The sequence below is a fragment of the Aliamphritea spongicola genome (genome assembly GCF_017051665.1).
GTDB lineage: Bacteria > Pseudomonadota > Gammaproteobacteria > Pseudomonadales > Balneatricaceae > Amphritea > Amphritea spongicola.
The window spans coordinates 1-23,555 of sequence record NZ_JAFIDL010000002.1 but is presented as its reverse complement, the minus strand read 5'-3'; the positions used below and the strand labels follow the sequence as shown (position 1 = coordinate 23,555).

Here is a 23,555-nt window from a genome sequence, read left to right as displayed (position 1 = left end):
AAACTGATCAGGTTTTCAGCTGGTTTACAAAGCCATGCAGTTCGATCAGTTCTTCAGTGATTTCCTGGCTGGCTTTAGTCGTTGCCCGGGCACCTTCAGTGGTTTCATAAGAGCTTTCAGAAATGATATGCAGGTTCTGATTCACTTCCTGAACCACTGTTGTCTGTTCGTCGGTGGCTGTCGCGATCTGAGTATTCAGTGCGGCAATATCCAGAACGGCACTGGTGGCTTCATCCAGTGAACTGGCGGTTTCAGCAGCTTTTGTCAGACAGATGTCAGCATTTTCCTGACCGGTCTGCATGGTTGCAACGGCGCTGGCCACTTCCTGTTGCAAACGTTCCAGCAGGGACTGAATATCCTGGGTAGAGGTTTGGGTGCGCTGCGCCAGGGCCCGTACTTCATCGGCTACCACGGCAAAGCCCCGTCCGGATTCACCGGCCCGGGCGGCTTCAATGGCTGCGTTCAGTGCCAGCAAGTTAGTCTGTTCGGCAATGCCCCGGATGCTGCCCAGTACTTCGCCGATACGGTCTGTTTCGGTGGCCAGAGACTGAATGTCTGTGGCAGCTGTTGCGACGTTGTCGCTCAGACGCTTAATAATCGTCTGGCTTTCCTGCGCAACATTCATACCGGTGGCCACTTTTTCCTTAACGATTTCACCCAGCTCAGCGGCACGGTTAGTACTGCCGGACACTTCCTGAATTGAGGCGGCCATTTCTTCTACGGCGGTGGCTACCAGTTCAGTTTGTTGCTGTTGTGATTCAATGCTGCTCTGGGCGTTAGCCATGACTTCAATGGTGGCGCGGGAGTGTTCGCACAGTTCATTGGAAGTATCAGAAATGGTGATGACCATGGTTCTGAGTTTGGCCATCAGCTTGTTAAAGGCGGCTGCAGCTTCACCGGTTTCAGTGTTGCGTACCGGCAATTCGATACTCAGATCCGCATCGGCCTCGGACAGGGCACGCAGACGATCACGCATATTGATAATCGGCGAGACAATTGAACGGCTGATCAGGAATGAGAAAATGACGGCGATAATAATGCTGGCGATGAAAATAGTCGTAATCAGTTGCTGACCCACAATTTCATCATGCTCGGCCTGCAGGGCTGCGTTAAGCGTGAATTGCTGCACGTCTTCCAGCATTTCAATCAGCGCATGGTCAATTTTTTCTTCCAGTGCAATGACGCTGCTTGCGTTGCTGAAAGCCGCTACGGCATCACCGCTGGATACCTGCTTAAGAATTCTCTTTGCCGCATTGTCGTACTGCAGGTGTTCAGCATCGATTTTTTTCAGAGCTGCCAGCAGGGTGGTGAATTTCTGACGGGCTTTTTCAGTATGGGTGTTCTGAATGGCCTCTTCAATCATGTGTTCGAGTTCAACAAACTCTTTCTCGGCTTTATCAGCCAGTTTGATGAATGTGCTCACCGATTTTTGCAGTTCGGCTTTCTGGTCGATTCCGTTGGCAATGGCGAGGCCCTGTGCCAGAGAACGTTCGAACATAATGGCCTGTTCGAGCTGATACTCAGTAATGTGGGTTAACCCGTTGGTAATCGGGATATCTTCTTCGGCGATATCGATCAGTTCGATACCGATTTTCTGCATTTGTGTCAGGGCGACACCGCCCAGTATCAGTAACAGCAGTAGCTGAATACCGGCAAACAGATAGATTCGTGATGAAATACGCAGGGAGGAAAACACGAATATACTCCTCAAATTATTCGGCTGGGGGAACTTGTTTCAAACAGCAAAACAACCTTACACCGTGATTTCTGAAGAATGAAACCCGCGTGCCAGAAAAACCTCATATTTTTCAGTGAAAAACACTTGTTTTAAATATTACTTAAACAGTTGATGTGTTTTTACCGTATGGGAAATCTATGTTTAATTTAAAAATTAAAACGATTTTTAAATGTACATAAAATGGGGATTACAGTGCTTTTTTAATGCTGAAAGGCGTAGTCAGCCCCAGCTTTTGCACTGTGCATAAGGACGTTTTGCCTACTGATTTTGCACTTAACGTAAGCTGAACGTCCGTTGAGTGTCAGTGGCTGCTGTTGCAGATTCTGTGTCAGACACTGGCTGAAATTACTTTCATCCAGCCGTTCCGGATTGGCAGGAATGACCGCAAAGCAGTTGTTATCCAGCCGGGCTAAAATATCTTCCGCCATCAGAAACTGATGAATGCGCTGGGCCGCTTTTGCCTGTAACGCATCAGAATCCTCTTCGTAGTGTAGGACGTTTTCTACGGGCTTCTCTTTGATCTGGATCAATAAAAAATGCAGCTGCAGATCAGGCTCTTTCTGCTGGCGGTTCTTGAGAAAGTCTTCAATAAAGCGGGCATTGTGCGTGCCGGTAACCGGATCCAGATATTTAAGTGCTCTCAGGCGGTGAATAATCTTTCGCTGATAAACAGGGTTGTTGAGTATCTGAGTGTCTGGCTGACGCACACTTTTAAACTCACAGTGGTGTGAAGGGTTCAGTGTATTGGCGCGACGGTCGATGCTGAGTAGCAGCTGCCGGGCCTGGCTGTTGAGTATTCTGAAACCACTGCGCAGCAGGTTCTGACTGATCAGGATGGCAATCAGCAGCATAAACAGGGTGCTGGCCAGAACGATCTGTTCCGGAGACCGGGCCGGTAACTGATAGTCTGCCCAGTAGGTGGCAAGCTGAACATTGATGATCCAAATAGTCATGACGGCAATCACCACCGGCAGTGTGATGACTCCGTAGCGTAACCAGAAATGTAATGCCTGAAGCTGTCTGGGTTTGAGCTGTTTGTGTTGTTGCCGGAGCAGGCCGCTGACGGCGTTATAAATGCCCAGAAAGCCAAAGCCAATGATCACTTTTTCAGCGCTGCCGGGAGGGAAGTCAAACGTCAGGGCGTTAAATGTAGCAATGGCACAGCCCAGCATGGTCCAGATAAGCACCTGAATGCAGAAAGAAATTGCAGGGGAGTCCTGATGGGTGTGGCTGGTTGTTTGCTGATTGGCTTTTTGAATGCAAAGGGCGGTCAGAATAACTGACGTTGCATAGAGGCCCAGCAGAGTATGGGCGGGCATTCCGGCTAAAAAGGGGCATACCAGTATGCTGTAGATACACAGCAGTACCGACCAGTGGAATCCGGCCAGTACGGTGGTTGGATATGTGCATTCACGGAATAAAAAGGCCATGTTCCCTTTGCCGTCATTCAGTTTCAGTACATCTATTTTTGCCTGATTAACCACAGAAAAGAAAGGGGTTAAGGCAAAAAAACTACGACTAATGGCTGATAAGGGAAAATATGTATAAAACAGCCGGCAGATTTGCCGGCTGTCAGACAGGATTTAAAGCGGTTGCAGGTTGGCGTAACCAACAACGAGCCATTTGGTGCCTTCGTAGTCGAAGTTAATCTGCACCCGGGCTTTCGGTCCCTGACCTTCATAGTTAACGACGACGCCGTCACCGAAGATCGGATGGGAAACCCGCTGACCCAGTACGATAGACGGTACATCCTGACCGGCCTGTGCCTGAGCATATGATGGCTGCTGAGGTGCCCGTTGGGCGGTTACCGGGCGGCGAATGCTGGCATTCAGGCGCACTTCCTGCAGATGCTCTTCCGGAATCTCGCGGATAAATCGGGATGGCCGGTTAAAGGTTTCATTGCCATGCAAGCGGCGTGATTCGGCATAGGTCAGATACAGCTGTTGCATGGCACGGGTGATACCGACATAGCAAAGGCGCCGTTCTTCTTCCAGACGTCCGGGTTCTTCAATCGACATGTTATGCGGGAACAGGCCTTCTTCCATGCCGGCCAAAAACACCAGAGGGAATTCCAGACCCTTGGCAGAGTGCAGGGTCATTAGCTGGACGCTGTCCTGATGTTCATCTGCCTGGGTGTCGCCGGCATCCAGTGCAGCCTGATCAAGGAAGGAAGCAAGCGGCGTGGTGTTAACGTTTTCTTCTTTGTCCGGTTCCCAGGTCGACAGATACTGACGGGCAGCACTGACCAGTTCTTCAAGGTTTTCCACCCGTGCCTGACCTTTTTCACCCTTTTCTTTGAGGTGATGCTCAATCAGACCGGAGTACTGCACCACGTGTTCTGTCTGCTCGTTCAGCTCAGCATGTTGGGTGTTCTGGTCAAGATCGTTGATCAGGTCAATGAATGCCTGCAGGGCATTGGCCGCCCGGGCAGACAGTTTATTCAGTTCCACCACTTCATTGGCAGCCCGCCACATGGAGACGCCTTCTGTACGGGCGTGCAGGCGGACTTCTTCAATGGTTTTGCCGCCGATACCGCGGGTGGGCACGTTAATGACCCGTTCCATAGCGGTATCGTCTTCGCGATTGCTGAGCAGGCGCATGTAGGCAAGGGCATTTTTGATTTCGAGCCGGTCATAGAAGCGCTGGCCGCCGTAGATACGGTATGGCATACCAGCACGGATCAGGGCTTCCTCAAGTACCCGGGACTGGGCATTGGAACGGTACAGAATGGCAGATTCACTGCGCAGGTTGCCGTCCCGTACCCAGCTTTCGATCTGATCAACGATGAAGCGGGACTCATCCTGTTCATTAAAAGCGGCATAAACGGAAATAGGTTCGCCATCGGTGCCTTCGGTCCATAGTTCTTTACCCAGACGGCCCTGGTTATTGACGATAACGGCGTTGGCTGCGCTGAGAATATTCCGGGTGGAACGGTAGTTTTGTTCCAGACGCACCACGGTTGTATCGTTGTAGTCGTCTTTAAAACGCTGGATGTTTTCGATTTTTGCACCACGCCAGCCGTAGATGGACTGGTCGTCATCGCCTACCGCCATCAGTTTTTCCGGCTGGGGTTGGCGCGGGTCCATTTCGCTGCACAGCAGTTTCAGCCAGGCATACTGGATGGTGTTGGTATCCTGAAATTCGTCTACGAGAATATAGCGGAAGCGGTCCTGATAGTGTTTCAGCAGGGAAGGGTTGCGGTCGCGCAGTAATTCCAGTGACCGCAGGATCAGTTCACCAAAGTCCACCATGCCGCCACGTTCACAGGCTTCTTCATAGGCGCTGTACATGGTGACCATCATCTGTGCATAGGGATCGCCGCCGGGATCAATATGGGCGGCACGCAGGCCGTCATCTTTCTGGGCGTTGATATACCACTGAAACTGTTTGGCAGGCCAGCGGCTGTCGTCCAGATTCATTTCTTTGCTGAGCCGTTTAACCAATCGCAACTGATCATCAGAATCCATGATCTGGAAGTTTTCAGTCAGGCCCGCATCGCGCCAGTGTGCCCGCAAAATACGGTGTGCCAGACCGTGGAAGGTGCCTACCCACATTCCGCTGGGATTCAGCCCCAGCAGTTCTTCGATCCGGCCGCGCATTTCTTTGGCGGCTTTATTGGTGAAGGTTACCGCCATAATTGAATACGGTGACAGGCCTTCTGTCTGGATCAGCCAGGCAATCCGGTGAACCAGTACCCGGGTTTTGCCTGAGCCTGCACCGGCCAGTACCAGCAGGTTACCAAGTGGCGCGGAAACTGCGTCGCGCTGCGCTTCGTTGAGTGAGTCAAGCAGGTGAGATACGTCCATAAGTGCCCGGGTCTATGCTGATGCAGAATTTGCTGTATAAATAATCAGTAGCGGATTATAGCAGACCCATGTCCGGGCGCGAGTGTTATCTGAACGGTGGGTATAAAAGAAGGGCAGAAAGAAAAAAAGCACTCAATCGTCACTGAATGCTTTCTTGAAATGGTGTCTGTGCGGCTTCGCCTCCTTTACTTGCCTTACAGATTTCCGGCCATGGGCCGGTGCTATTCCCTTTGCTTAAAAGTGCGTCCCTGAAACCCGGTGATTCATCATGAACCTTTCGGGGCGGTCGTTGCTCCTGCTGACCTTGTGCTGCCTGTCCCTGCAGCGTGATCCTCCCTGTTGTAACGGAAAACGTCCTGTTTACCGTGAATGCATCCCTGATTCATTAAGGTTGCTTCCTGCAACCGATGGCCTCCCTGGCCTCTTTTCTGCCTGAGCAGACTACCGGAGTGTCCTTTACTCCGGCCGGATCAGTCATTGAATAGCGCTATCCGTGCACCTGACAAGATCACTGTGTTTCCCTACAGCAGGTATCTTCCTGATAACCTGACTGTTTCGGGTTTTGAGCTTCCTGCTCATTCAAACAGCCTTCATTTAAACGACTTTCACTTAAAGAAGAGTGTTTGTCTGCTCCCTGCAAGTGTCGGCTTCCTTAGCCTTTGGTTCTGCGCTGGCAGATATTTCCGGAATATCCTTTACTCTGGATGAGTCTGTCATTGAACGGTGCTCTCCATACACCTGACAGGCCTTTTCACTTCCCTGTAGCAAGTTATCATCCTGATAACCTGACCGTTTCGGGTTTTGAGCTTCCTGCTCATTCAAACAACTTTCATTCAAAGAAGAGTATTTGTTTGATTTCTGCTTCCTGCAGTTGTCGGCTTCCTTAGCCTTTGTTTCTGCTCTGGCAGATATTTCCGGAATGTCCTTTACTCCGGATGAGTCTGTCATTAAGTGGCGCTATCCCTGCACCTGACAGGTCTCTGAGCTTCCTTTCAGCGGGTTATCTTCCTGATAACCGGGAGCGTCCTGCTCTTGCTATTCTATTATTGAGAATTGCGTGTCAGAAGATATAGGAATAATTCCTAAAAGGTGATTTTGTTTGAATTTTGATGATTTTTATTTTTCAAAAAGATTTCAAATATTGATGTATATCAATGTTTCAGGCGGATGTGTGATGTATTTGGCTGACGGGTATTTGTTTCATTTTTGTTTATGTTCTGTTCATTTTTATGACGGGGCTGGATGGTGTGTTAACCGAATTGTCAGGCCTGAAGAAATAATGCTTGACTGAAAATATCAATGTACTAGCATACTAGTTCGCTAGTACATGCTAAGTTGTTTATGATGAGCACTGAAAAAGAATATATCGCCGCATTAACACGTCATTTGTTAGACATTGATAGCCCGGATGCAATGGAGTCGGCGTTACGTGATTTGCTGACACCCAATGAGTTTGTTGAGGTGACCAAGCGTCTGCAGATTTTTAAGATGCTGGAGCAGGGTGTGCCGCAACGACAGATTGCAGAAACCCTGGGGGTGGGGATTGCCACCGTTACCCGCGGCTCCAGAGCGTTAAAAGACAGCCAGTAAAAGCTGTTTACCGAATTTAATCCCGTTGCCGGTTATCCAGAGGTAGCGGCTGAATCCAGAGAATGTTATGTCCCGTAAGCCTGATCCGATCAATTTACCCAGAAAACCACAGTATGTCCCGATGGGGGCCGGCTTTGATTTCTTCGAACTGTTTAAAAAGCTCGATAAGCAGTTTGATATTTGTTTCATGCTCGAGTCGCTGGGGGAAGAAAGTTATATCTCCCGCCACTCAATTATCGGTTTTGATCCGGAAAAAATTATCTGGGCGGAAGGTAAGAGCCTGTTTATTCAGGAACGTGATGGCAGCACCGAGGAATATCCGAGTGATAACCCCTATTACCTGCTGCGGGATCTGATTCCTCAGGATGTGATTTCCCGTAAGTATGCCGGTGGTCTGACCGGTTATCTGGGTTATGACAGCATGAACTACTTTGAGCCGACGCTGAACCTGCAAAGCAGTGAGATGTTCAATGCGTTCAAGTTTGGCTTGTATAAGGACGGCCTGATCCTCGACAAAATGACCGGTGAGGTTTTCTACTTCTACTACGACGATAACCGTATGGATCTGGTGCAGCAGCTGATTGATGCGGAGTACCCGGGCAACGGTGAGCTGGAAATTCTGGTGGGCGAGGAGACCATGAGCCGTGAAGAGCATGCGGCGGCGGTCATGAAGGTTAAGCAGGATATTATTGACGGCAAAATCTTCCAGACGGAGGTGGGCTTCAAGAAGCGCTTCACCCTGAAGGGCGACACCATCAATATTTATGAGCAGCTGCGGGAAGTGAATCCGTCTCCGCAAATGTATTACCTTAAATTCGGCGAGCAGAAGCTGATCGGTGCCAGCCCTGAGCTGTTGTTCCGCTTGCGTCAGGGCGAGATGGAAACCTTCCCTCTGGCCGGTACTGCGCAGCGTGGCGCAACCGAAGCCGAGGACCGTGAGCTGGCCCGCAAGCTGCTGAATGATCCGAAGGAAATTGCCGAACACAATATGATTGTCGACCTGCACCGGAATGATATTGGCCGCGTGGCGCAGTTCGGTACGGTAAAAGTCCGCAGCCTGATGGACATTAAGCGCTTCAGCCATGTACAGCACATTTCCAGTGAGATTGTTGGCATTATCGCCCAGGATCAGGACATGTTCTCGGCACTGGCGAGTAACTTCCCGGCAGGTACGTTAACCGGCGCGCCGAAGATTGAAGCCATGAAGATCATTGATGATCTGGAATCAGACGGCCGTGGCCCTTATGGCGGTGCAGTGGGGCACTTCTCCTTTAACGGTGACTGTGCTTTTGCGATTCCGATCCGGACGGTGTTTGCCAACGGCGAAGAAGCCTATGTGCAAACCTGTGGCGGTAACGTCTATGACTCTAATCCTGAAGATGAGTATCAGGAAATTCAGCGTAAATTTGCCGGTACCAAGAAAGTGCTGGATCAGTTTGTTAAAGACACCGCACAGTAAGGGGCGCAGGCATGAAAGTTTATATTATCGATAATTACGATTCCTTTACGTACAACCTGTATCAGTACATTGGTGAAATTCTCAGTGCGGAACAGCATCAGGGCCGGCTGGAAAACTTCCAACTGGTGGTGAAGCGTAATGATGAAGTGACGCTGGAAGATATAAAAGCCGCTGCGCCGGATCGGATCATCGTGTCACCGGGCCCGGGTACCCCTGAAGACGAAAGCTACTTTGGTATTTGTGCTCAGGTGATTCAGGAGTTGGGCAAAACCATTCCGCTGCTGGGCGTGTGTCTGGGCATGCAGGGGATTGTGCATCAGTTTGGCGGCAAGGTGGTGAAGGCTGCTTTGCCAATGCACGGTAAGATCAGCCCGATTGTGCATGATGGCAGCTCTGTCTTCCGCGGCATTCCGAACTTTCTGGAAATTATGCGTTACCACTCTCTGATTGCTGAGGTGAGCAGTTTCCCTGACTGCTTGCGGCTAACGGCCGTGGTGAATCAGGCGGATGCCGGTGAAATGTCGGAAGCAGATCTGGCGACGCTGGTGGCAGACCCGTCAGCCAGGTATGAAATTATGGGGCTGCAGCATAAGGAATATCCGATTTATGGCATTCAGTTCCATCCGGAGTCCTTTGCGACGGAAGGTGGCAAGGAGCTGATCCGTAACTTCCTGTTTTGTGATGAATAATCAGTAAACATACATAAAACCGCCCGTGCAGCCGCACCGGCGGTTTTTTTGTGCCTGCTGATCAGTTGCGGCCGGCCATCACGCCGCCGTCCACATCCCAGATTGCGCCGGTTACCCAGCTGCTTTCTTCGCTGAGCAGGAAGGCAACGGTTGCGGCAACGTCTTCAGGCTGGCCGATACGTCCTATCGGATGGAAGCCGTTAAAACCTGCCAGTGCCTGCGGGACTTCCTGTTGGGGAATAAAGGCTTCGTAAATAGGTGTGGCGACGACGGCCGGTGATACGGCGTTGACCCGGATGTTGTCATCCGCCAGTTCCATTGCCATATGCTGGGTCAGTGAGTGCAGGCCGGCTTTGGCCATTGAATAGGCCGATGACGGTGTTGCTTTCACAGCCTGCTTCGCCCACATAGAACCGATGTGCACGATGTTGCCACCGCCGTGCTGTTGCATGTTGCGGGCAACTGCCTGGGAGATGAAGAAGCTGGCGCGGTTGAGTTGCATATACAGGTCATAATCTTCCGGGGTATGGTCAGTAAATGCTTTTGGATTGAAATAGCCGGCAGCATTGACGAAGTACCGGATTCCCTGAGGCTGAGTGGCGATATGACTGATCAGATCATCGACATCCTGAGGCTCGTAGAGGTCGGCACGGTAGGTTGAGAGTAAGCCGTTGCTCTGATGTTCTGCACTGATCTGGTTGAGTTTAGCTGCAGAGCGGCCGACGATACAGGTGCTGATGCCCTGTGCCATAAGCCGTTTTGCGATGGTCAGGCCCATACCGCTGGAACCGCCGAGGATGAGTGCTGTTACTGGTGTTGTGGCTTGCATTTTATCGGTTTCCCATGATTAATGATGGTCATTAAGACGGCGTCATAATCCGCCCTGTATGGCATCCAGTGTATGGATCGGGGCGTCGGGAAAAAGTAAGTACAAAGTGGTGCTATAGGTACTTTTCGGTACAGTTTGATGAAATCTAACGAGAAAATTTTTTCACAGAAATCCGCTCCGGCGCGCAGTGCCCGGATGGTAGAAACGATTTATGGCTGCAAGTGGTCACTGACGGTCTATCAGTTGCTGGCCCATGGCATTAATCGTCCGGGGGAAATGGTTCGCAGCGTGGAAGGGCTGACAACCAAGGTGCTGAATGAGTGTCTGCGTAAGAATGTGGATTTCGGTATTCTGAAGCGGATCAGTTATCCGGAGGTGCCACCCCGGGTGGAGTATGAAGTCACTGCTTTCGGTGAGCGCTTTATCGGGGTGCTGGACGAGCTGGAAGCACTGGCGGATGCGCTGGAAGACTGATGTAAAAAAGGCCGTTCACTGAACGGCCTTTTTTTGCAGGGTATTCGCTACGCGGGTAACTGTCTGGGGTGTTGAATACGCTGTAACAGGATCTGCTTCAGTTCATCCGGGTCTTTCAGCTTTTGCGTGCTGTTTTCATCCAGCCAGGGGATCAGACGGGACAGCCAGAAACGCATGGCGGCGGTGCGGGTCAGTTGTGCCCAGGCTTTATGCTCACCGCCCGTGAAAGGCCGTTCTGCGGCATATGCCTGCAGCAGGGCGTCTTCCCGTTCTGAATCAATGCTGCCGTCAGGATTAACACACCAGTCGTTGGCAACAATGGCCAGGTCATAGAGCAAGTAACCGGTACAGGCGTTATACAGGTCGATGATGGCGCTTAGGGTGTCGCCGTCAAACAGGGCGTTGTCGAAGAACAGATCGCCGTGAATCGCCCCCATCGGCAAATCGCTTGCCTCTTCCCGCAAGGTGTCGAACAGCGCCACTTCATTGCGCAGTAACTCAGCGTCTTCCGGAGGTAACTGGCTGGCGATGACTGCGGATTCGCGCCGCCACCAGAATACCCCACGGTGGGCCTGACGCTGCATGTAAAAGTCATTACCGGCGTTATGGAAGCGGGCAAGTGCCTGGCCGATCTGGGCGCAGTGGTCCGGTGTGAGTTGTGCCAGATGGCCACCGGTAAAGCGGGGCTGAATCAGCGTCGGACGTTGCTTTAACGACTTCAGAGCGATGCCGTTACGGTCCTGCATTGGGTGGGGTACTGCAATGCCACGCTCTGCCAGCCAGGTGGTCAGTTCGACGAAATAGGGCATTTCATCCATCGTCAGTTCTTCAAATAAAGTAAGTACATACTCTGCTGTTTCCCCCTGATCTGTCTTCAGGGTGACGAAGTAGTTGGTATTTTCAATACCGCCGTCGATGCCCTGGTGGCTGACCAGCGTGCCCAGATCAAAATCGGAAAGGAATGTATCAAGTTCAGCGTGGCTGACAGAAGTGTAAACGGCCATAGACAGAAAGGTTCTTACTCATTTTTAGTGGGCTGCATAGTAAGGCTTCACCGCGGTGGCGACAACTATATTTCATGTGGCGGATGAGGGGTGTTATGAAAATTCCGCTGATCGGCGGGCTTATGGCTTGGGTACCCCGGACAGATGACATATGATGTGGCATTCCCGCTGAATAAGCATTTTTCATGAGGGCTGGCCGGTGTCTGATCCGGTTTTTCCTTTCTAATCGACAGTTTGAAGATTAAGTCTGAGTACTATGGCCAATACTAAACCGCTGATCCTCGTTGATGGTTCATCCTATCTATACCGTGCATTCTTTGCCTCCCAGCAAGCAGATATGCGAAATTCTCAGGGCGAGCCTACCGGTGCGGTGCGTCTGGTGACCAGTATGCTGCGCAGTCTGATCAAGCAGTATCCGGACAGCCCGGTTGCGGTGGTATTCGATGCCAAGGGAAAGACTTTCCGGGATGAAATCTATCCGGAATACAAGGCTCAGCGGCCGTCGATGCCGGATGATCTGCGGGCACAGATCGAACCGATTCATAACATTGTCCGGGCGATGGGGTTTCCGTTGCTGGCGGTGCCGGGTGTTGAAGCAGATGATGTCATCGGTACGCTGGCACGTCAGGCCAGTGCCCAGCAGCAGGCCACCATTATCTCCACTGGCGATAAAGACATGGCCCAGCTGGTGGATGAGCATGTTGCCCTGATTAACACCATGACAGATACCTATATGGATCGGGCGGGGGTAGAAGAAAAGTTCGGCATTCCGCCGGAGCTGATCATCGACTATCTGGCGCTGATGGGGGATAAGGTCGACAACATTCCGGGTGTGCCGGGTGTCGGCGAGAAAACCGCACTGGCTCTGCTGCAGGGCATCGGCAGCATTGCTGACTTGTATGCCAATCTGGATAAAATTGCTGATCTGGGCTTCCGCGGTTCCAAGAGTATGGCTGCCAAGTTGGAGCAACATAAAGAATCTGCGGATCTGTCTTACCTGCTGGCGACCATCAAAACGGATCTGGAACTGGATACTGCAATCGCGGATATTCCGGTGCCGGTGACGGATAAAGACGCGCTGCTGGAGCTGTTCAAAGCCTGCGAGTTTAAGTCCTGGATTCTGGAGCTGGAAAACGGTGCTGAAGGGGCTGATGTGTCTGCCGCGGCGGCGGATGCGATTGCCGCACCGGCAGAAGTGGTTTACGAAACCGTGCTTGAACAGGCGCAGCTGGACAGCTGGATGAAAACCCTGGAAGAAGCGGAACTGTTTGCCTTTGATACCGAAACCGACAGCCTGAACTATATGCAGGCGAATCTGGTGGGGCTGTCCTTTGCGGTTGAGCCGGGTAAAGCTGCCTATGTACCGCTGGCCCACGATTATATGGGCGTGCCGGTGCAACTGGACCGGGATGCGGTGCTGGCGCAAATGAAGCCGCTGCTGGAAAGCGACGAACATAAAAAGGTTGGTCAGCACCTGAAATATGACATGAACGTGCTGGCCCGCTACGACATTGAATTACGCGGTGTAGCCTTTGATACCATGCTTGAGTCCTACGCCCTGAATTCCACCGCCACCCGGCATAACATGGACAGCATGGCCGATACCTATCTGGGTGTTAAAACCGTTAAGTTTGAAGACATTGCCGGTAAGGGTAAAAAACAGCTGACCTTTAATCAGATTGAGCTGGAGCAGGCAGCCCCCTATGCGGCGGAAGATGCGGATATTACCCTGCGTCTGCACCAGACGCTGGTATCACAGCTGGAGCGTGAAGCCTCGCTGGAAAAAGTATTTACTGATATTGAACTGCCGCTGGTGCCGGTGCTGTCCCGAATGGAACGGCAGGGCGCACTGGTGGATGTGGGGCAGTTAGCGCAGCAGAGTATGGATCATGGCAAGCGCCTGCAGGAACTGGAAACCCAAGCCCATGAGCTGGCTGGCGCACCGTTCAACCTGAGCTCGACCAAGCAGCTGCAGGAAATTCTGTTTGAACAGCAAAAGCTGCCGGTGATTAAAAAGACCCCGAAAGGTGCACCGTCTACTGCGGAAGAAGTCTTACAGGAATTGGCACTGGATTACCCACTGCCAAAACTGATCATTGAGCACCGTGGCCTGAGTAAGCTTAAGAGCACTTATACCGATAAGCTGCCACTGATGGTTGATCCGGCGACTAAACGTATCCATACCTCTTACCATCAGGCGGTTACCGCCACTGGGCGTTTATCGTCAACGGATCCTAACCTGCAGAACATTCCGATCCGTAGCCAGGAAGGCCGCCGTATCCGTCAGGCATTTGTGGCCCCTGAAGGCTACAAGCTGGTGGCGGCGGATTACTCACAGATTGAATTGCGCATTATGGCGCACCTTTCTCAGGATAAAGGTTTGCTGAATGCCTTTGCCCACGGTGAAGATATCCACAAGGCGACGGCTGCCGAAGTATTCGGTGTGGGGCTTGATCAGGTCAGCACTGAGCAGCGTCGCAGCGCCAAAGCGATTAACTTTGGCCTGATTTACGGCATGTCTGCGTTTGGTCTGGGCAAGCAGCTGGGTGTGGGCCGGAATGAAGCGCAGAAGTATATCGACCATTACTTCGCCACTTATCCGGGAGTGCAGCACTATATGGATGATATCCGTATGAAGGCTGCTGAAAATGGCTATGTTGAAACCCTGTTTGGGCGGCGTTTGTATCTGCCGGAAATCAAAGCCAGCAACGGTATGCGCCGTCAGGCAGCGGAGCGGACCGCGATCAACGCACCTATGCAGGGCACCGCCGCAGATATTATTAAACGGGCCATGGTGAAGGTGGATGACTGGCTGCTTAGCAGTGACAGCGGTGCCCGTATGATCATGCAGGTGCACGATGAACTGATTCTGGAAGTGCCTGAAGCGAAAGTTGCTGAAGTCAGTACGACGCTGGTTGAGCTGATGCAGGGGGCTGCGGAGCTGGATGTACCGTTACTGGTGGAAGCCGGAACCGGTGATAACTGGGACGAGGCGCACTGATTGTAAGAGGGGTGAGCCCAAATTTTTGCTGATCAAAAATCATACAAAAAATTTGGGTAAATTCTGTGTTTCAACTAGTCTTTATATGAGGCCTGAATGTTTTTTTCTGTTAGGCCTTGAGCGTAGACAACGCGCATTGAAGCTCTCAAGAACGAACGTTCCCCTTTGTGTTTTTGAGAGCTTCTCTACGTAATCAGACAAGCGCTGTGCGGCGCTTAATCTTCTTCAGCCAGCAATAGGTTGCTGAGCCGTTCCCGTAACTGATCCACACCGGTTTTCTTCAGTGCTGAAAACAGCTGAATGGTGATCAGCGGGTCATTTTTAACGTCCAGATCACGTTTCAGCTGAAGCAGTGTGTTTTGCGCCGGACCACGCTTAAGCTTATCGGCTTTGGTCAGCAGGATATGTAATGGCATCTGGGCGCTCTGGCACCAGTCGATCATCATCTGGTCAAATTCTTTCAGTGGATGACGCACATCTACTAATAAGACGACACCGCGCAGGCAATCCCGGGACTGCAGATAGTCATCCAGATGCTTCTGCCAGTGCTCTTTCATTGCCACCGGTACCTTGGCGTAGCCGTAGCCGGGTAAATCTACCAGGCGTACATTTTCAACATTGGTGTCGAAGAAGTTGATCAGCTGCGTACGGCCCGGGGTTTTACTGGTGCGGGCCAGTTTGGCATTCGTCAGGGCGTTCAGGGCGCTGGATTTACCCGCGTTGGAACGGCCGGCAAAGGCAACTTCAGCGCCATTGTCTTCCGGACACTGGCTGAGCTTACTGGCGCTGGTGTTAAATTGCGTCAGGTGATAGTGGATTTGTGCTTGTGACATGGGGTTGCCTTAAATCGGAATTAAACGCTGCTGGAATCTTGCGTTAAGTCATTATTATGCGGGATTTTACCTGCTTCTGCCGGCGAATGCGTGGCCTTCGACTAAATGTCCGGCTAAATCGTTCCAGTTTGTGTGGATATTAGGTTATAATGCCGCCGAAATTCTACCTGTGGCCGGGGGATAACTCTAGTCCGGGATTGGTGAGGTAGCTCAGTTATGTCTGTGTGAGGGACATGGCGGACGCCGTTAGCAAATAATAGCAAGAGTCTAGGTTGATGAATAAACTACTGATCGCCTTACTGGTAAGTGTAGGTATCACGGGTGTTGCACAGGCAGCAGGCGATGCTGCTGCAGGCCAAGCCAAAACTGCAGTATGTGCCGCTTGTCACGGTGCTGACGGTAACAGTGCCGTTGCCAATTTCCCAAAACTGGCTGGCCAGAATGAGCGCTACCTGCTGAAGCAGATGCAGGATATTAAAGCGGGTACCCGTCCGGTAGTTGAAATGACCGGTATGCTGACAAACCTGAGCGATCAGGATCTGGAAGATATCGCGGCATTCTTCGCCTCAAAAGGTGTTCAGGTAGGCAGCGCCTCTCCTGAGCTGGTAGATGCCGGCCGTGATATTTACCGTGCAGGTGTTCAGTCCAAGGGTGTTGCAGCTTGTACAGCTTGTCACCTGCCAACCGGAAGCGGTAATGCATCTGCAGGTTTCCCGCAACTAGGTGGTCAGCACGCAGATTACACAGCTAAGCAGCTGAAAGCGTTTGCCAGCGGTGCGCGTACTAACGATCCTTCCGGTATGATGCAGGATATCGCATCTAAGCTGAGCGAAGACGAAATCAAAGCGGTTTCCAGCTACATTCAGGGTCTGCATTAAGCAGCATGCTGATGACAGCCTGAGAAATATAAAAAAGGTAGCTTCGGCTACCTTTTTTTGTGTTACAGGGGAACTTGGGAACGTTATCTGAGTCCCAGAAACGAAGATAAATGTTTATGCCTTTCAGGGCGTTACTTGGAGAGTTAATCATGTGGAAGAAAATCTGTGCCGTAGTGCTGTTGGCGGTTAGCCCGTTAATTTCGCATGCCGCAGAATTTACTGAAGGTGTGCATTACCAGAAGCTGGATGCCCCGGTTAAAACGACGGATGCCAAGCGTATAGAGGTTGTAGAGGCATTCGGTTATCTGTGTCCGCACTGTAATAACTTCGAACCTATTCTTGAACCATGGGTTGAGCGTCAGCCAGCCGATGTGAACTTTGTCCGTATCCCGGTTGTATTCAGCCGTTCATGGGAGCCAATGGCCCGTGCGTACTATTCTTCTGAGTTGCTGAAGACGCTGGATAAAACCCATCAGGCTACGTTTAACGGTATTCACCAGGAGCGTCGCCGTTTCAGAAACGCTGATGACCTGGCAGAATTTTATGCCGGCCTGGGCGTTGACCCTGAGAAGTTCAAAGATATGTATGATTCATTTGCCACTAACATGAAGCTGAACATCGGTGCATCCAAGCTTGCCGGTTACGGTATTGAAGGTGTTCCGACGCTGATTGTGAATGGCAAGTACCGTATTACCACAGGTACTGCCGGTAGCCATGCGAACATGCTGAAAGTGGCTGAATACCTGGTCGAAAAGGAGCGTGCAGCTCAGGGCGGTTAAACGCTTAGCGGCTTCTGTTTCAAACGCTTATTTAAACCCCGCCCTGTGCGGGGTTTTTTATATTTATGCCTCCCAAAGCGAGTGACAATCGCTGGCGGCGGTAGAAGTGAGGGTATACCATAGCGACTACTGATCGGTGCTGATAGGTAGTCGGATGTCAAACAAACAGAATGAGTGGAAAGATAAGTACAAAGAACTCGCCCTGGAAATGGATGAGTTGCAGGCGCAGTTGGAAGACCGTTCCCTGAGTCGTCTGACAACACAGATGGCGGTGCATCTGACCGGCGTCACGCCGAAACTGGATACTGCGTTACTGCAACTGACAGAAGAACTGAAGGCTAATCAGCAAACCGAAAGCTATCAGGTGGCACTTGATGCGGTTGATAAAGAGCTGCGCGGTGTTGATCAGGCGCAGCAGAAAACCGACGGTGATCTGCTGAAGATTCTGCGCGAATGGTTACGGCAGATTAACGATAATCTTGCTGCGGATCAGAATAACGCCCAGCTGGATAATATTGGTGAAATGATTCCACAGGCAGTGGAGCGTAAGGCTGCACTGCCGGGCATTATGCAGGACCTGTTAGAACTGCAGAAGCCTCTGTTGAAGAGTGTTGATGAGGTGGCCGAATCTGCAGCGCCGCAGCAGTCGACCGAAGACAGTGAAGAGTTAAATGACCTGTATAAACAGGTGGAAATGGAACTGGTTACGCTGATTAAGAGTCTTTACATTCCCAAGTCTGATCAGCCGGATGCCAAAGCACTGATTAAACAGATCCGTTCAGGGGTTAGCCTGAAGGGGCTGTCAGATATCTTCCAGAACCTGACTCAGCTGATTGTCAGCGTTGCCAGCCGCAGCAGCAGTGACTTCGAAGACTATCTGGTGAATCTGAATTCCCAGTTATCAGAAGTGCAGATCTTCCTGACCGAAAGCCATAAAGATGAAGTGGCCAATGGTAAAGAAACCGACCAGCTGAATACTCTTATACGTCGTGACGTGAAAGCGATCCATCAGGCGGTTACCGACAGCAGTGACATTAATCAGCTTAAGCTGCAGGTATCGTCGCAGCTGAAAAGCATTGTTAAATCCATGGATGATTTCCGTTCCCATGAAGAGGCCCGTGAAAAGGCGCTGGAAGAACGTTATGTGGCTATGAATGACCGGCTGCAGCAAATGGAAACGGAAAGTATGCAGGTACGTGCGCGGATTGAAGCGGAGCGGACCAAAGCGATGACCGATCCGCTGACCATGCTGCCGAACCGTGCTGCCTACGATGAGAAAATTGCCGCAGAGTTTGAGCGCTGGAAACGTTATCAGCAGTTCTTCTCCGTTGTGGTCTGTGATCTGGACTTCTTTAAAAAGGTTAATGATACCTACGGTCACCTGGCGGGGGATAAAGTCCTGCGTCTGGTGGCGAATATCCTCACAAATAAATGCCGCTCAACAGATTTTGTGACCCGTTTTGGCGGTGAAGAATTTGTGATTCTGATGCCGTCAACAACGTCGGCTGAAGCTGCTCAGGCGGTGGATAAAATCCGTCACAGCATTGAGAACAGTCCGTTTAATTTCCACGGTAAGTCGGTCACCATCACCATGTCATTCGGTGTTGCTGAAATTGATGATGCGGACACCATTGAATCACTGTTTGAACGGGCCGATAAAGCACTGTATACCGCGAAGAAAAATGGCCGAAACCGTGTCGAAGTCGCCTGACTTTGACGCGGCTCATGGGTTTTGCTTTACCTTCCCCGGTCTAGGGTGCAATATGGCGTCCCGTTCTGTAGCTGAATATTGATGGCCCCTCAGTGAGACAATTACTGCGACTGCTTAAAATTGCCCGGGTGTTTGCTAAATACCGCCTGGATACCTTCTTTGAGAATCTTCCCCTGCGCTGGTATGTGCGTCTTGCCCTCTGGCTGATGCTGTGGCGGTATATTATTCCGGTCGGTAAGCGCAGTGAAGGTGAACGGTTGCGTCTTGCCCTGGAAGAGCTGGGGCCGATCTTCATTAAATTTGGCCAGATGCTTTCAACCCGCCGGGATCTGTTACCGGATAATCTGGCACTCGAACTCAAACGTCTGCAGGACCAGGTGCCGCCATTCGGCGGTGATAAAGCCCGCCGTATCATCGAGCAGGCCCTGGGAGACAACGTTGAAAACCTGTTTGCCGAATTCTCAGCTGAGCCAATGGCTTCAGCATCGGTTGCACAGGTGCATCAGGCACTGCTGTACAGTGGCGATGAAGTGATAGTTAAGGTTGTCCGTCCGGGCATCGACAAGATTATACGTAAAGATGTTGATCTGCTGTTCAGTCTGGCGCATCTGATTGAGCGGTTGTGGGCTGAAGGAAAGCGTCTGCGGTTGGTTGAAGTGGTCGCGGACTATGAGAACACCATCTTTGATGAGCTGGACTTGCGCAAAGAGGCGGCGAACTGCTCCCAGATCCGCCGTAATTTTGAAGACTCACCGATACTCTATGTGCCTGAGATTTACTGGGATCTGACCCGCCAGAATGTGCTGGTCATGGAGCGTATTCATGGTATTCCTGTGGCGGATGTTGATCAGTTGAATGCCCAGAATACAGACATGAAGAAGCTTGCGGAGCAGGGGGTGGAGATCTTCTTTACCCAGGTATTCCGCGACAGTTTCTTCCATGCGGATATGCACCCGGGCAATATTTTTGTTTCCCGTGATAACCCGTCTTCTCCGCAGTACATTGCTATTGATTTTGGCATCGTCGGCTCGCTGAGCAGTGAAGACCAGAGCTATCTGGCCCGTAATTTCCTGGCATTTTTTAAGCGGGATTACCGGATGGTTGCCCAATTGCACATTGAATCCGGCTGGGTTCCGGCTGACACCAATGTGGTTGCTTTTGAAACTGCAATTCGCAGTGTCTGTGAGCCTATCTTTGAAAAGCCTCTGAAAGATATCTCTTTTGGTCTGGTGCTGATGGGGCTTTTCCAGACAGCCCGGCGCTTTAATATGGAAGTGCAGCCGCAGCTGGTATTACTGCAGAAAACCTTACTGAATATAGAAGGCTTAGGGCGTCAGCTCTACCCGGATCTGGACCTTTGGCAAACCGCACAGCCATTCCTTGAGCGCTGGATGAAAGAGCGTATGGGGCCAAAAGCTGTCTGGAAGAATATTCGTCAGCAGGCACCGGACTGGCTGGAAAAAATGCCACAGTTACCACAACTTACCTATGAAGCGCTGCAGCAAGTCCGCCAGATGGATGCCAACCGGCAGCGTGAAATACAGCAGCTTAGTGAAAACCGTGCAAGTAAGGCTCAGCGTTGCTGGCCTAAACTATTAGGTATTCTTATGCTTGCCGGTGCAGGCTTAACATTGCTGGAGCCGTTGGCTGTTGTGGCGAACCTGCCACCTCTGGGCTGGCTGCTTACCGGGGCGGGGCTGGCGTTGATTATTCGCGGCTGAGATGCGCCCTTGAAGAGGGATAGCACCCCTCTGGTTGATGGGGTATGCTTGGCGGCTGTCGTAAACAGGTAGTAGAAGATGTGTGAACAAGCTGCAGAGCAGAATGGTCAGCAAGCAAGCTGGCTTGAAGAAATTAAATGGAATCAGGACGGCCTGATTCCGGCCATCGCCCAGGATCATAAAACCGGTAAGGTGCTGATGGTTGCCTGGATGAATGCAGAAGCGCTGCAACTGACAGTGACTGAGCAGCGGGCGATATACTGGTCCCGCTCCCGTCAGAAACTGTGGCGCAAGGGCGAAGAATCCGGCCATGTACAGCAGTTGCATGATCTGCGTCTGGACTGTGACAGTGATGTTATTCTCATGCAGGTAGAACAGCTGGGCGGCATTGCCTGCCACACCGGCCGTGAGCATTGCTTCTATAAAAGCCTCAAAAACGGTGAGTGGGTTGCCGCTGAACCGGTATTAAAAGATCCGAACGTGATTTATGACAAATAAGGCTGTGCAATGAACGACGTATTGACACAATTAGGTGATATCTTAGAAGCACGTAAAAATGCAGCGGCTGATACGTCGTATGTGGCGAGTCTGCACGCGAAAGGGCTGAATAAGATTCTGGAAAAAGTGGGTGAAGAAGCCACTGAAACAATTCTGGCGGCTAAGGATGCACAGACCAGCGGTGATAATAAAGACGTCATCTATGAAGTGGCCGATTTATGGTTCCACTCACTGGTTGCTTTGTCGCATCTGGGAGAGCGCCCCGAAGCGGTGGTGAACGAGCTGGCACGTCGTTTTGATATGTCAGGCCTTGAAGAAAAGGCCAGCCGTCCCAACAAAGATAATGGCTGACTGTATTTTTTGCCGCATTGCCAGTGGTGAAGCGGCGGCTGATGTTGTTTATCAGGACGAACAGATAATGGCGTTCCGGGATATTCAGCCGAAAGCGGCGGTACACCTGCTGGTGATACCCCGAAAGCATATCGAAAATTTATATGATCTTGGGAAGGATGATCAGCAACTGATGGCACATCTGATGCTCACCATTCCCAAAATCGCAAAACAACAGGGCCTGGACGCCGGCTTCCGGACAATAACCAATACCGGACATGGCGGCGGACAAGAGGTCTGGCACATGCATTTTCATTTGATGGCAGGTGGCATACCTGCAATGCAATAACGGAGTAGAAATTATGTTAGGTGGTATTAGTCTTTGGCAGCTGGCAATCGTACTGGTGATTATCATTCTGCTGTTCGGCACTAAAAAACTGCGCAACATTGGCGGCGACCTTGGCGGTGCGGTTAAAGGCTTCAAGAAAGCTATGAACGACGGCGGCGCTGAAGAAGAGAAAAAGCAGATTCCTGCTGACGCTGATTTTGCAGAAGGCGATAAGCCAGCAGCAAAAGAAGCAACTGAAGAACCAAAGTCTGACAAGTAATCAGGTAGTCCTGAATGTTTGATATCGGTTTTGCCGAACTGCTGATTATCGGTGTGGTTGGCCTGATAGTGCTGGGTCCGGATAAACTCCCGGTCGCAGCGCGCACGGTTGGCCTCTGGGTGGGGAAAGCCCGTCGTACGATCGGTGGTATTCAGTCAGAAATTAATGAAGAGCTTCGTCTGGATGAAATGCGCCGTCAGGTTGCTATGCAAAAAGATGAACTTGATCAGGAGCTGAACGAAATGCGTCAGCCGTTTGATCAGGCCAATGTTGATTTACAGAAAGAGATCAACGCCGCGCACGACGAACTCGACAAAATGCCCGTCTCAGAACCGGAAAAGGCTGAGACTGTAAACAGCGAAGATAAGCCAGTCAGTAATGATCGATCCTAACCAGCCGGAAGTCGAGCAAGAACAAACCTTTGTATCTCACCTGGTCGAGTTGCGCACGCGTCTGCTGCGTGCCTTGCTGGTGATACTGGTGTTCTTCCTGGGGCTATTCTATTTTGCGAATGATCTCTACACGCTGATTTCTGAGCCGCTGACCGGTTTGCTGCCGGAAGGCACCAGCATGATTGCGACGGATGTTACCTCGCCATTCTTTGCACCATTTAAGCTGACGCTGGTAGCGGCAATCTTTGCCGCAATGCCGTTTATTCTGCATCAGATCTGGGGCTTTATTGCACCGGGTCTTTATAAGCACGAAAAGCGCCTGGCAGTGCCGTTACTGGCATCCAGTATTCTGCTGTTCTACTGTGGCGTTGCATTTGCGTATTTTGTTGTCTTCCCGCTGATTTTCAGCTTCTTTACCAGTGTTGGGCCGGAAAACGTAGCTGTTATGACCGATATCAGCAGCTATCTGAACTTCGTTCTGAAGATCTTCTTCGCATTCGGTATCGTTTTTGAAATTCCAATCGCAACTTTGTTGATTGTGTGGGCAGGTATTAGTGATGTTGAAAGTCTTCGCTCTAAACGTGCCTATGTAATTGTTGGCTGTTTCGTCCTGGGTATGTTGCTGACACCACCGGATGTTATTTCGCAGACACTGTTAGCGGTACCTATGTGGTTACTGTTTGAACTGGGCATCATCTTGTCAGTGATTGTTCCGCGCAGCAGTGATGATCAGGACAAAGATCTCGATGAAGCTATGCGGCAGGAAGAAGAGAATAACGCTTCCTGAACATAGTATCTGACTGTTTACTTTTTATATAAACGCAGCCGAAGGCTGCGTTTTTTTATGCCTGCTGTTTAGCGATATAAAACAGTGTTGGAAAGGGTGCTTGTTGCAGCGCAAAAACTAATTTCAGCTTTATTCAAAAAGCCTGTTGACTCTTCGGTCAGCGTGCCTATAATACGCCCCCACATTGAGACGCAGGGCCGCGGCAACGCAGCAAAATGCACTTGATGAGAGTCAGAATAACCCGCTGAAAAACAACTTGTTTTAAAGTGTGAGATAACTGATTCGACCGGAACGAAAGGTGACTTTTCCGGTTTTGGTTTTTTCTTCGGAATTAATCAAAATCTTCTGAAAATAACCGTTGACTTCCACCGGGTGTTGAGTAGAATACGCACCTCGCTTGAGACGACAGCAACGACGGTTACGCCGGT

The 23,555-nt window shown here is 51.0% G+C and carries 22 protein-coding genes; 15 read left to right on the top strand and 7 right to left on the bottom strand.

Annotation, left to right across the window (positions count from 1 at the left end; genetic code table 11):
* Positions 1 to 7: 7 nt before the first annotated feature.
* The 4 genes from JYB63_RS23625 to JYB63_RS06695 all read right to left on the bottom strand — a co-directional run bounded on the left by JYB63_RS23625 (position 8) and on the right by JYB63_RS06695 (position 6,492).
* A complete protein-coding gene (locus JYB63_RS23625) occupies positions 8 to 1,696 on the bottom strand; it encodes a methyl-accepting chemotaxis protein (RefSeq protein ID WP_205657077.1) in 1,689 nt (562 codons plus the stop codon).
* A 242-nt stretch (positions 1,697 to 1,938) separates the two neighbouring features.
* Positions 1,939 to 3,168: a GGDEF domain-containing protein gene (locus JYB63_RS06705; protein WP_205657076.1), complete on the bottom strand. Its 1,230-nt coding sequence runs from the start codon at positions 3,166 to 3,168 to the stop codon at positions 1,939 to 1,941.
* A 153-nt stretch (positions 3,169 to 3,321) separates the two neighbouring features.
* Positions 3,322 to 5,544, bottom strand: coding sequence for a DNA helicase II (gene uvrD, locus JYB63_RS06700; RefSeq protein ID WP_205657075.1), 2,223 nt, complete (start codon positions 5,542 to 5,544; stop codon positions 3,322 to 3,324).
* 609 nt (positions 5,545 to 6,153) lie between these two features.
* Positions 6,154 to 6,492 carry a hypothetical protein gene (locus tag JYB63_RS06695; RefSeq protein WP_205657074.1) on the bottom strand — a complete coding sequence of 113 codons (339 nt, stop codon included), beginning with the start codon at positions 6,490 to 6,492 and terminating at the stop codon, positions 6,154 to 6,156.
* 396 nt (positions 6,493 to 6,888) lie between these two features.
* On the opposite strand from JYB63_RS06695, the gene JYB63_RS06690 reads away from it, so the two are divergent.
* The 3 genes from JYB63_RS06690 to JYB63_RS06680 all read left to right on the top strand — a co-directional run bounded on the left by JYB63_RS06690 (position 6,889) and on the right by JYB63_RS06680 (position 9,282).
* The gene (locus JYB63_RS06690) at positions 6,889 to 7,134 is read left to right on the top strand and encodes a Trp family transcriptional regulator (RefSeq protein ID WP_205657073.1); all 246 of its coding nucleotides are present in this window, start codon (positions 6,889 to 6,891) and stop codon (positions 7,132 to 7,134) included.
* 67 nt (positions 7,135 to 7,201) lie between these two features.
* Positions 7,202 to 8,593 (top strand): anthranilate synthase component I family protein, encoded by a 1,392-nt coding sequence (locus JYB63_RS06685; protein WP_205657072.1) that lies wholly within the window; start codon positions 7,202 to 7,204, stop codon positions 8,591 to 8,593.
* Positions 8,594 to 8,604: 11 nt separating this feature from the next.
* Positions 8,605 to 9,282, top strand: a complete 678-nt coding sequence (locus JYB63_RS06680) for an anthranilate synthase component II (protein ID WP_205657071.1) — start codon at positions 8,605 to 8,607, stop codon at positions 9,280 to 9,282.
* Between the two features lie 61 nt (positions 9,283 to 9,343).
* Here JYB63_RS06680 and JYB63_RS06675 read toward each other — a convergent pair whose 3' ends face one another.
* Complete coding sequence (locus JYB63_RS06675) at positions 9,344 to 10,111, bottom strand: SDR family NAD(P)-dependent oxidoreductase (RefSeq protein ID WP_205657070.1); 768 nt, start codon at positions 10,109 to 10,111, stop codon at positions 9,344 to 9,346.
* Between the two features lie 138 nt (positions 10,112 to 10,249).
* Here JYB63_RS06675 and JYB63_RS06670 point away from each other — a divergent pair, with 138 nt between their 5' ends.
* Entirely contained in the window at positions 10,250 to 10,585 is a 336-nt protein-coding gene (locus tag JYB63_RS06670; protein ID WP_205657069.1) for a winged helix-turn-helix transcriptional regulator, read from the top strand.
* Between the two features lie 47 nt (positions 10,586 to 10,632).
* Here JYB63_RS06670 and JYB63_RS06665 read toward each other — a convergent pair whose 3' ends face one another.
* Entirely contained in the window at positions 10,633 to 11,589 is a 957-nt protein-coding gene (locus tag JYB63_RS06665) for a homoserine kinase (protein ID WP_205657068.1), read from the bottom strand.
* Between the two features lie 256 nt (positions 11,590 to 11,845).
* Here JYB63_RS06665 and polA point away from each other — a divergent pair, with 256 nt between their 5' ends.
* Positions 11,846 to 14,590 carry a DNA polymerase I gene (polA, locus tag JYB63_RS06660; RefSeq protein WP_205657067.1) on the top strand — a complete coding sequence of 915 codons (2,745 nt, stop codon included), beginning with the start codon at positions 11,846 to 11,848 and terminating at the stop codon, positions 14,588 to 14,590.
* A gap of 215 nt (positions 14,591 to 14,805) precedes the next feature.
* Here polA and yihA read toward each other — a convergent pair whose 3' ends face one another.
* A complete protein-coding gene (yihA, locus tag JYB63_RS06655; protein ID WP_205657066.1) occupies positions 14,806 to 15,423 on the bottom strand; it encodes a ribosome biogenesis GTP-binding protein YihA/YsxC in 618 nt (205 codons plus the stop codon).
* A 275-nt stretch (positions 15,424 to 15,698) separates the two neighbouring features.
* On the opposite strand from yihA, the gene JYB63_RS06650 reads away from it, so the two are divergent.
* The 10 genes from JYB63_RS06650 to tatC all read left to right on the top strand — a co-directional run bounded on the left by JYB63_RS06650 (position 15,699) and on the right by tatC (position 23,127).
* Positions 15,699 to 16,301 (top strand): c-type cytochrome, encoded by a 603-nt coding sequence (locus JYB63_RS06650; RefSeq protein WP_205657065.1) that lies wholly within the window; start codon positions 15,699 to 15,701, stop codon positions 16,299 to 16,301.
* A 149-nt stretch (positions 16,302 to 16,450) separates the two neighbouring features.
* Complete coding sequence (locus JYB63_RS06645) at positions 16,451 to 17,080, top strand: thiol:disulfide interchange protein DsbA/DsbL (RefSeq protein WP_205657064.1); 630 nt, start codon at positions 16,451 to 16,453, stop codon at positions 17,078 to 17,080.
* Between the two features lie 154 nt (positions 17,081 to 17,234).
* Positions 17,235 to 18,791, top strand: a complete 1,557-nt coding sequence (locus JYB63_RS06640) for a GGDEF domain-containing protein (RefSeq protein WP_205657063.1) — start codon at positions 17,235 to 17,237, stop codon at positions 18,789 to 18,791.
* A 92-nt stretch (positions 18,792 to 18,883) separates the two neighbouring features.
* On the top strand, positions 18,884 to 20,512 hold the full coding sequence (ubiB, locus tag JYB63_RS06635) for a ubiquinone biosynthesis regulatory protein kinase UbiB (protein WP_205657062.1): 1,629 nt from the start codon (positions 18,884 to 18,886) through the stop codon (positions 20,510 to 20,512).
* Positions 20,513 to 20,590: 78 nt separating this feature from the next.
* Positions 20,591 to 21,010, top strand: coding sequence for a phosphoribosyl-AMP cyclohydrolase (hisI, locus tag JYB63_RS06630; protein ID WP_205657061.1), 420 nt, complete (start codon positions 20,591 to 20,593; stop codon positions 21,008 to 21,010).
* A 9-nt stretch (positions 21,011 to 21,019) separates the two neighbouring features.
* Positions 21,020 to 21,361: a phosphoribosyl-ATP diphosphatase gene (locus JYB63_RS06625; RefSeq protein WP_205657060.1), complete on the top strand. Its 342-nt coding sequence runs from the start codon at positions 21,020 to 21,022 to the stop codon at positions 21,359 to 21,361.
* Positions 21,354 to 21,689 (top strand): histidine triad nucleotide-binding protein, encoded by a 336-nt coding sequence (locus JYB63_RS06620; protein WP_205657059.1) that lies wholly within the window; start codon positions 21,354 to 21,356, stop codon positions 21,687 to 21,689. Before JYB63_RS06625 ends, JYB63_RS06620 begins: the two co-directional genes overlap by 8 nt.
* 13 nt (positions 21,690 to 21,702) lie before the next feature.
* Complete coding sequence (tatA, locus tag JYB63_RS06615; protein ID WP_205657058.1) at positions 21,703 to 21,948, top strand: Sec-independent protein translocase subunit TatA; 246 nt, start codon at positions 21,703 to 21,705, stop codon at positions 21,946 to 21,948.
* Positions 21,949 to 21,962: 14 nt separating this feature from the next.
* Positions 21,963 to 22,340: a Sec-independent protein translocase protein TatB gene (tatB, locus tag JYB63_RS06610; RefSeq protein ID WP_205657057.1), complete on the top strand. Its 378-nt coding sequence runs from the start codon at positions 21,963 to 21,965 to the stop codon at positions 22,338 to 22,340.
* A complete protein-coding gene (gene tatC, locus JYB63_RS06605; protein ID WP_205657056.1) occupies positions 22,327 to 23,127 on the top strand; it encodes a twin-arginine translocase subunit TatC in 801 nt (266 codons plus the stop codon). The genes tatB and tatC overlap by 14 nt, the downstream gene beginning before the upstream one ends.
* Positions 23,128 to 23,555 lie beyond the last annotated feature (428 nt).

Coding starts and splice junctions, on each gene's coding strand:
- JYB63_RS06705 (WP_205657076.1), bottom strand. CDS start 3,168: ATGGCCTTTTTATTCCGTGAATGCACATATCCAACCACCGTACTGGCC.
- uvrD (WP_205657075.1), bottom strand. CDS start 5,544: ATGGACGTATCTCACCTGCTTGACTCACTCAACGAAGCGCAGCGCGAC.
- JYB63_RS06695 (WP_205657074.1), bottom strand. CDS start 6,492: ATGACAGACTCATCCGGAGTAAAGGACATTCCGGAAATATCTGCCAGA.
- JYB63_RS06690 (WP_205657073.1), top strand. CDS start 6,889: ATGAGCACTGAAAAAGAATATATCGCCGCATTAACACGTCATTTGTTA.
- JYB63_RS06685 (WP_205657072.1), top strand. CDS start 7,202: ATGTCCCGTAAGCCTGATCCGATCAATTTACCCAGAAAACCACAGTAT.
- JYB63_RS06680 (WP_205657071.1), top strand. CDS start 8,605: ATGAAAGTTTATATTATCGATAATTACGATTCCTTTACGTACAACCTG.
- JYB63_RS06675 (WP_205657070.1), bottom strand. CDS start 10,111: ATGCAAGCCACAACACCAGTAACAGCACTCATCCTCGGCGGTTCCAGC.
- JYB63_RS06670 (WP_205657069.1), top strand. CDS start 10,250: ATGAAATCTAACGAGAAAATTTTTTCACAGAAATCCGCTCCGGCGCGC.
- JYB63_RS06665 (WP_205657068.1), bottom strand. CDS start 11,589: ATGGCCGTTTACACTTCTGTCAGCCACGCTGAACTTGATACATTCCTT.
- polA (WP_205657067.1), top strand. CDS start 11,846: ATGGCCAATACTAAACCGCTGATCCTCGTTGATGGTTCATCCTATCTA.
- yihA (WP_205657066.1), bottom strand. CDS start 15,423: ATGTCACAAGCACAAATCCACTATCACCTGACGCAATTTAACACCAGC.
- JYB63_RS06650 (WP_205657065.1), top strand. CDS start 15,699: ATGAATAAACTACTGATCGCCTTACTGGTAAGTGTAGGTATCACGGGT.
- JYB63_RS06645 (WP_205657064.1), top strand. CDS start 16,451: ATGTGGAAGAAAATCTGTGCCGTAGTGCTGTTGGCGGTTAGCCCGTTA.
- JYB63_RS06640 (WP_205657063.1), top strand. CDS start 17,235: ATGTCAAACAAACAGAATGAGTGGAAAGATAAGTACAAAGAACTCGCC.
- hisI (WP_205657061.1), top strand. CDS start 20,591: ATGTGTGAACAAGCTGCAGAGCAGAATGGTCAGCAAGCAAGCTGGCTT.
- JYB63_RS06625 (WP_205657060.1), top strand. CDS start 21,020: ATGAACGACGTATTGACACAATTAGGTGATATCTTAGAAGCACGTAAA.
- JYB63_RS06620 (WP_205657059.1), top strand. CDS start 21,354: ATGGCTGACTGTATTTTTTGCCGCATTGCCAGTGGTGAAGCGGCGGCT.
- tatA (WP_205657058.1), top strand. CDS start 21,703: ATGTTAGGTGGTATTAGTCTTTGGCAGCTGGCAATCGTACTGGTGATT.
- tatB (WP_205657057.1), top strand. CDS start 21,963: ATGTTTGATATCGGTTTTGCCGAACTGCTGATTATCGGTGTGGTTGGC.
- tatC (WP_205657056.1), top strand. CDS start 22,327: ATGATCGATCCTAACCAGCCGGAAGTCGAGCAAGAACAAACCTTTGTA.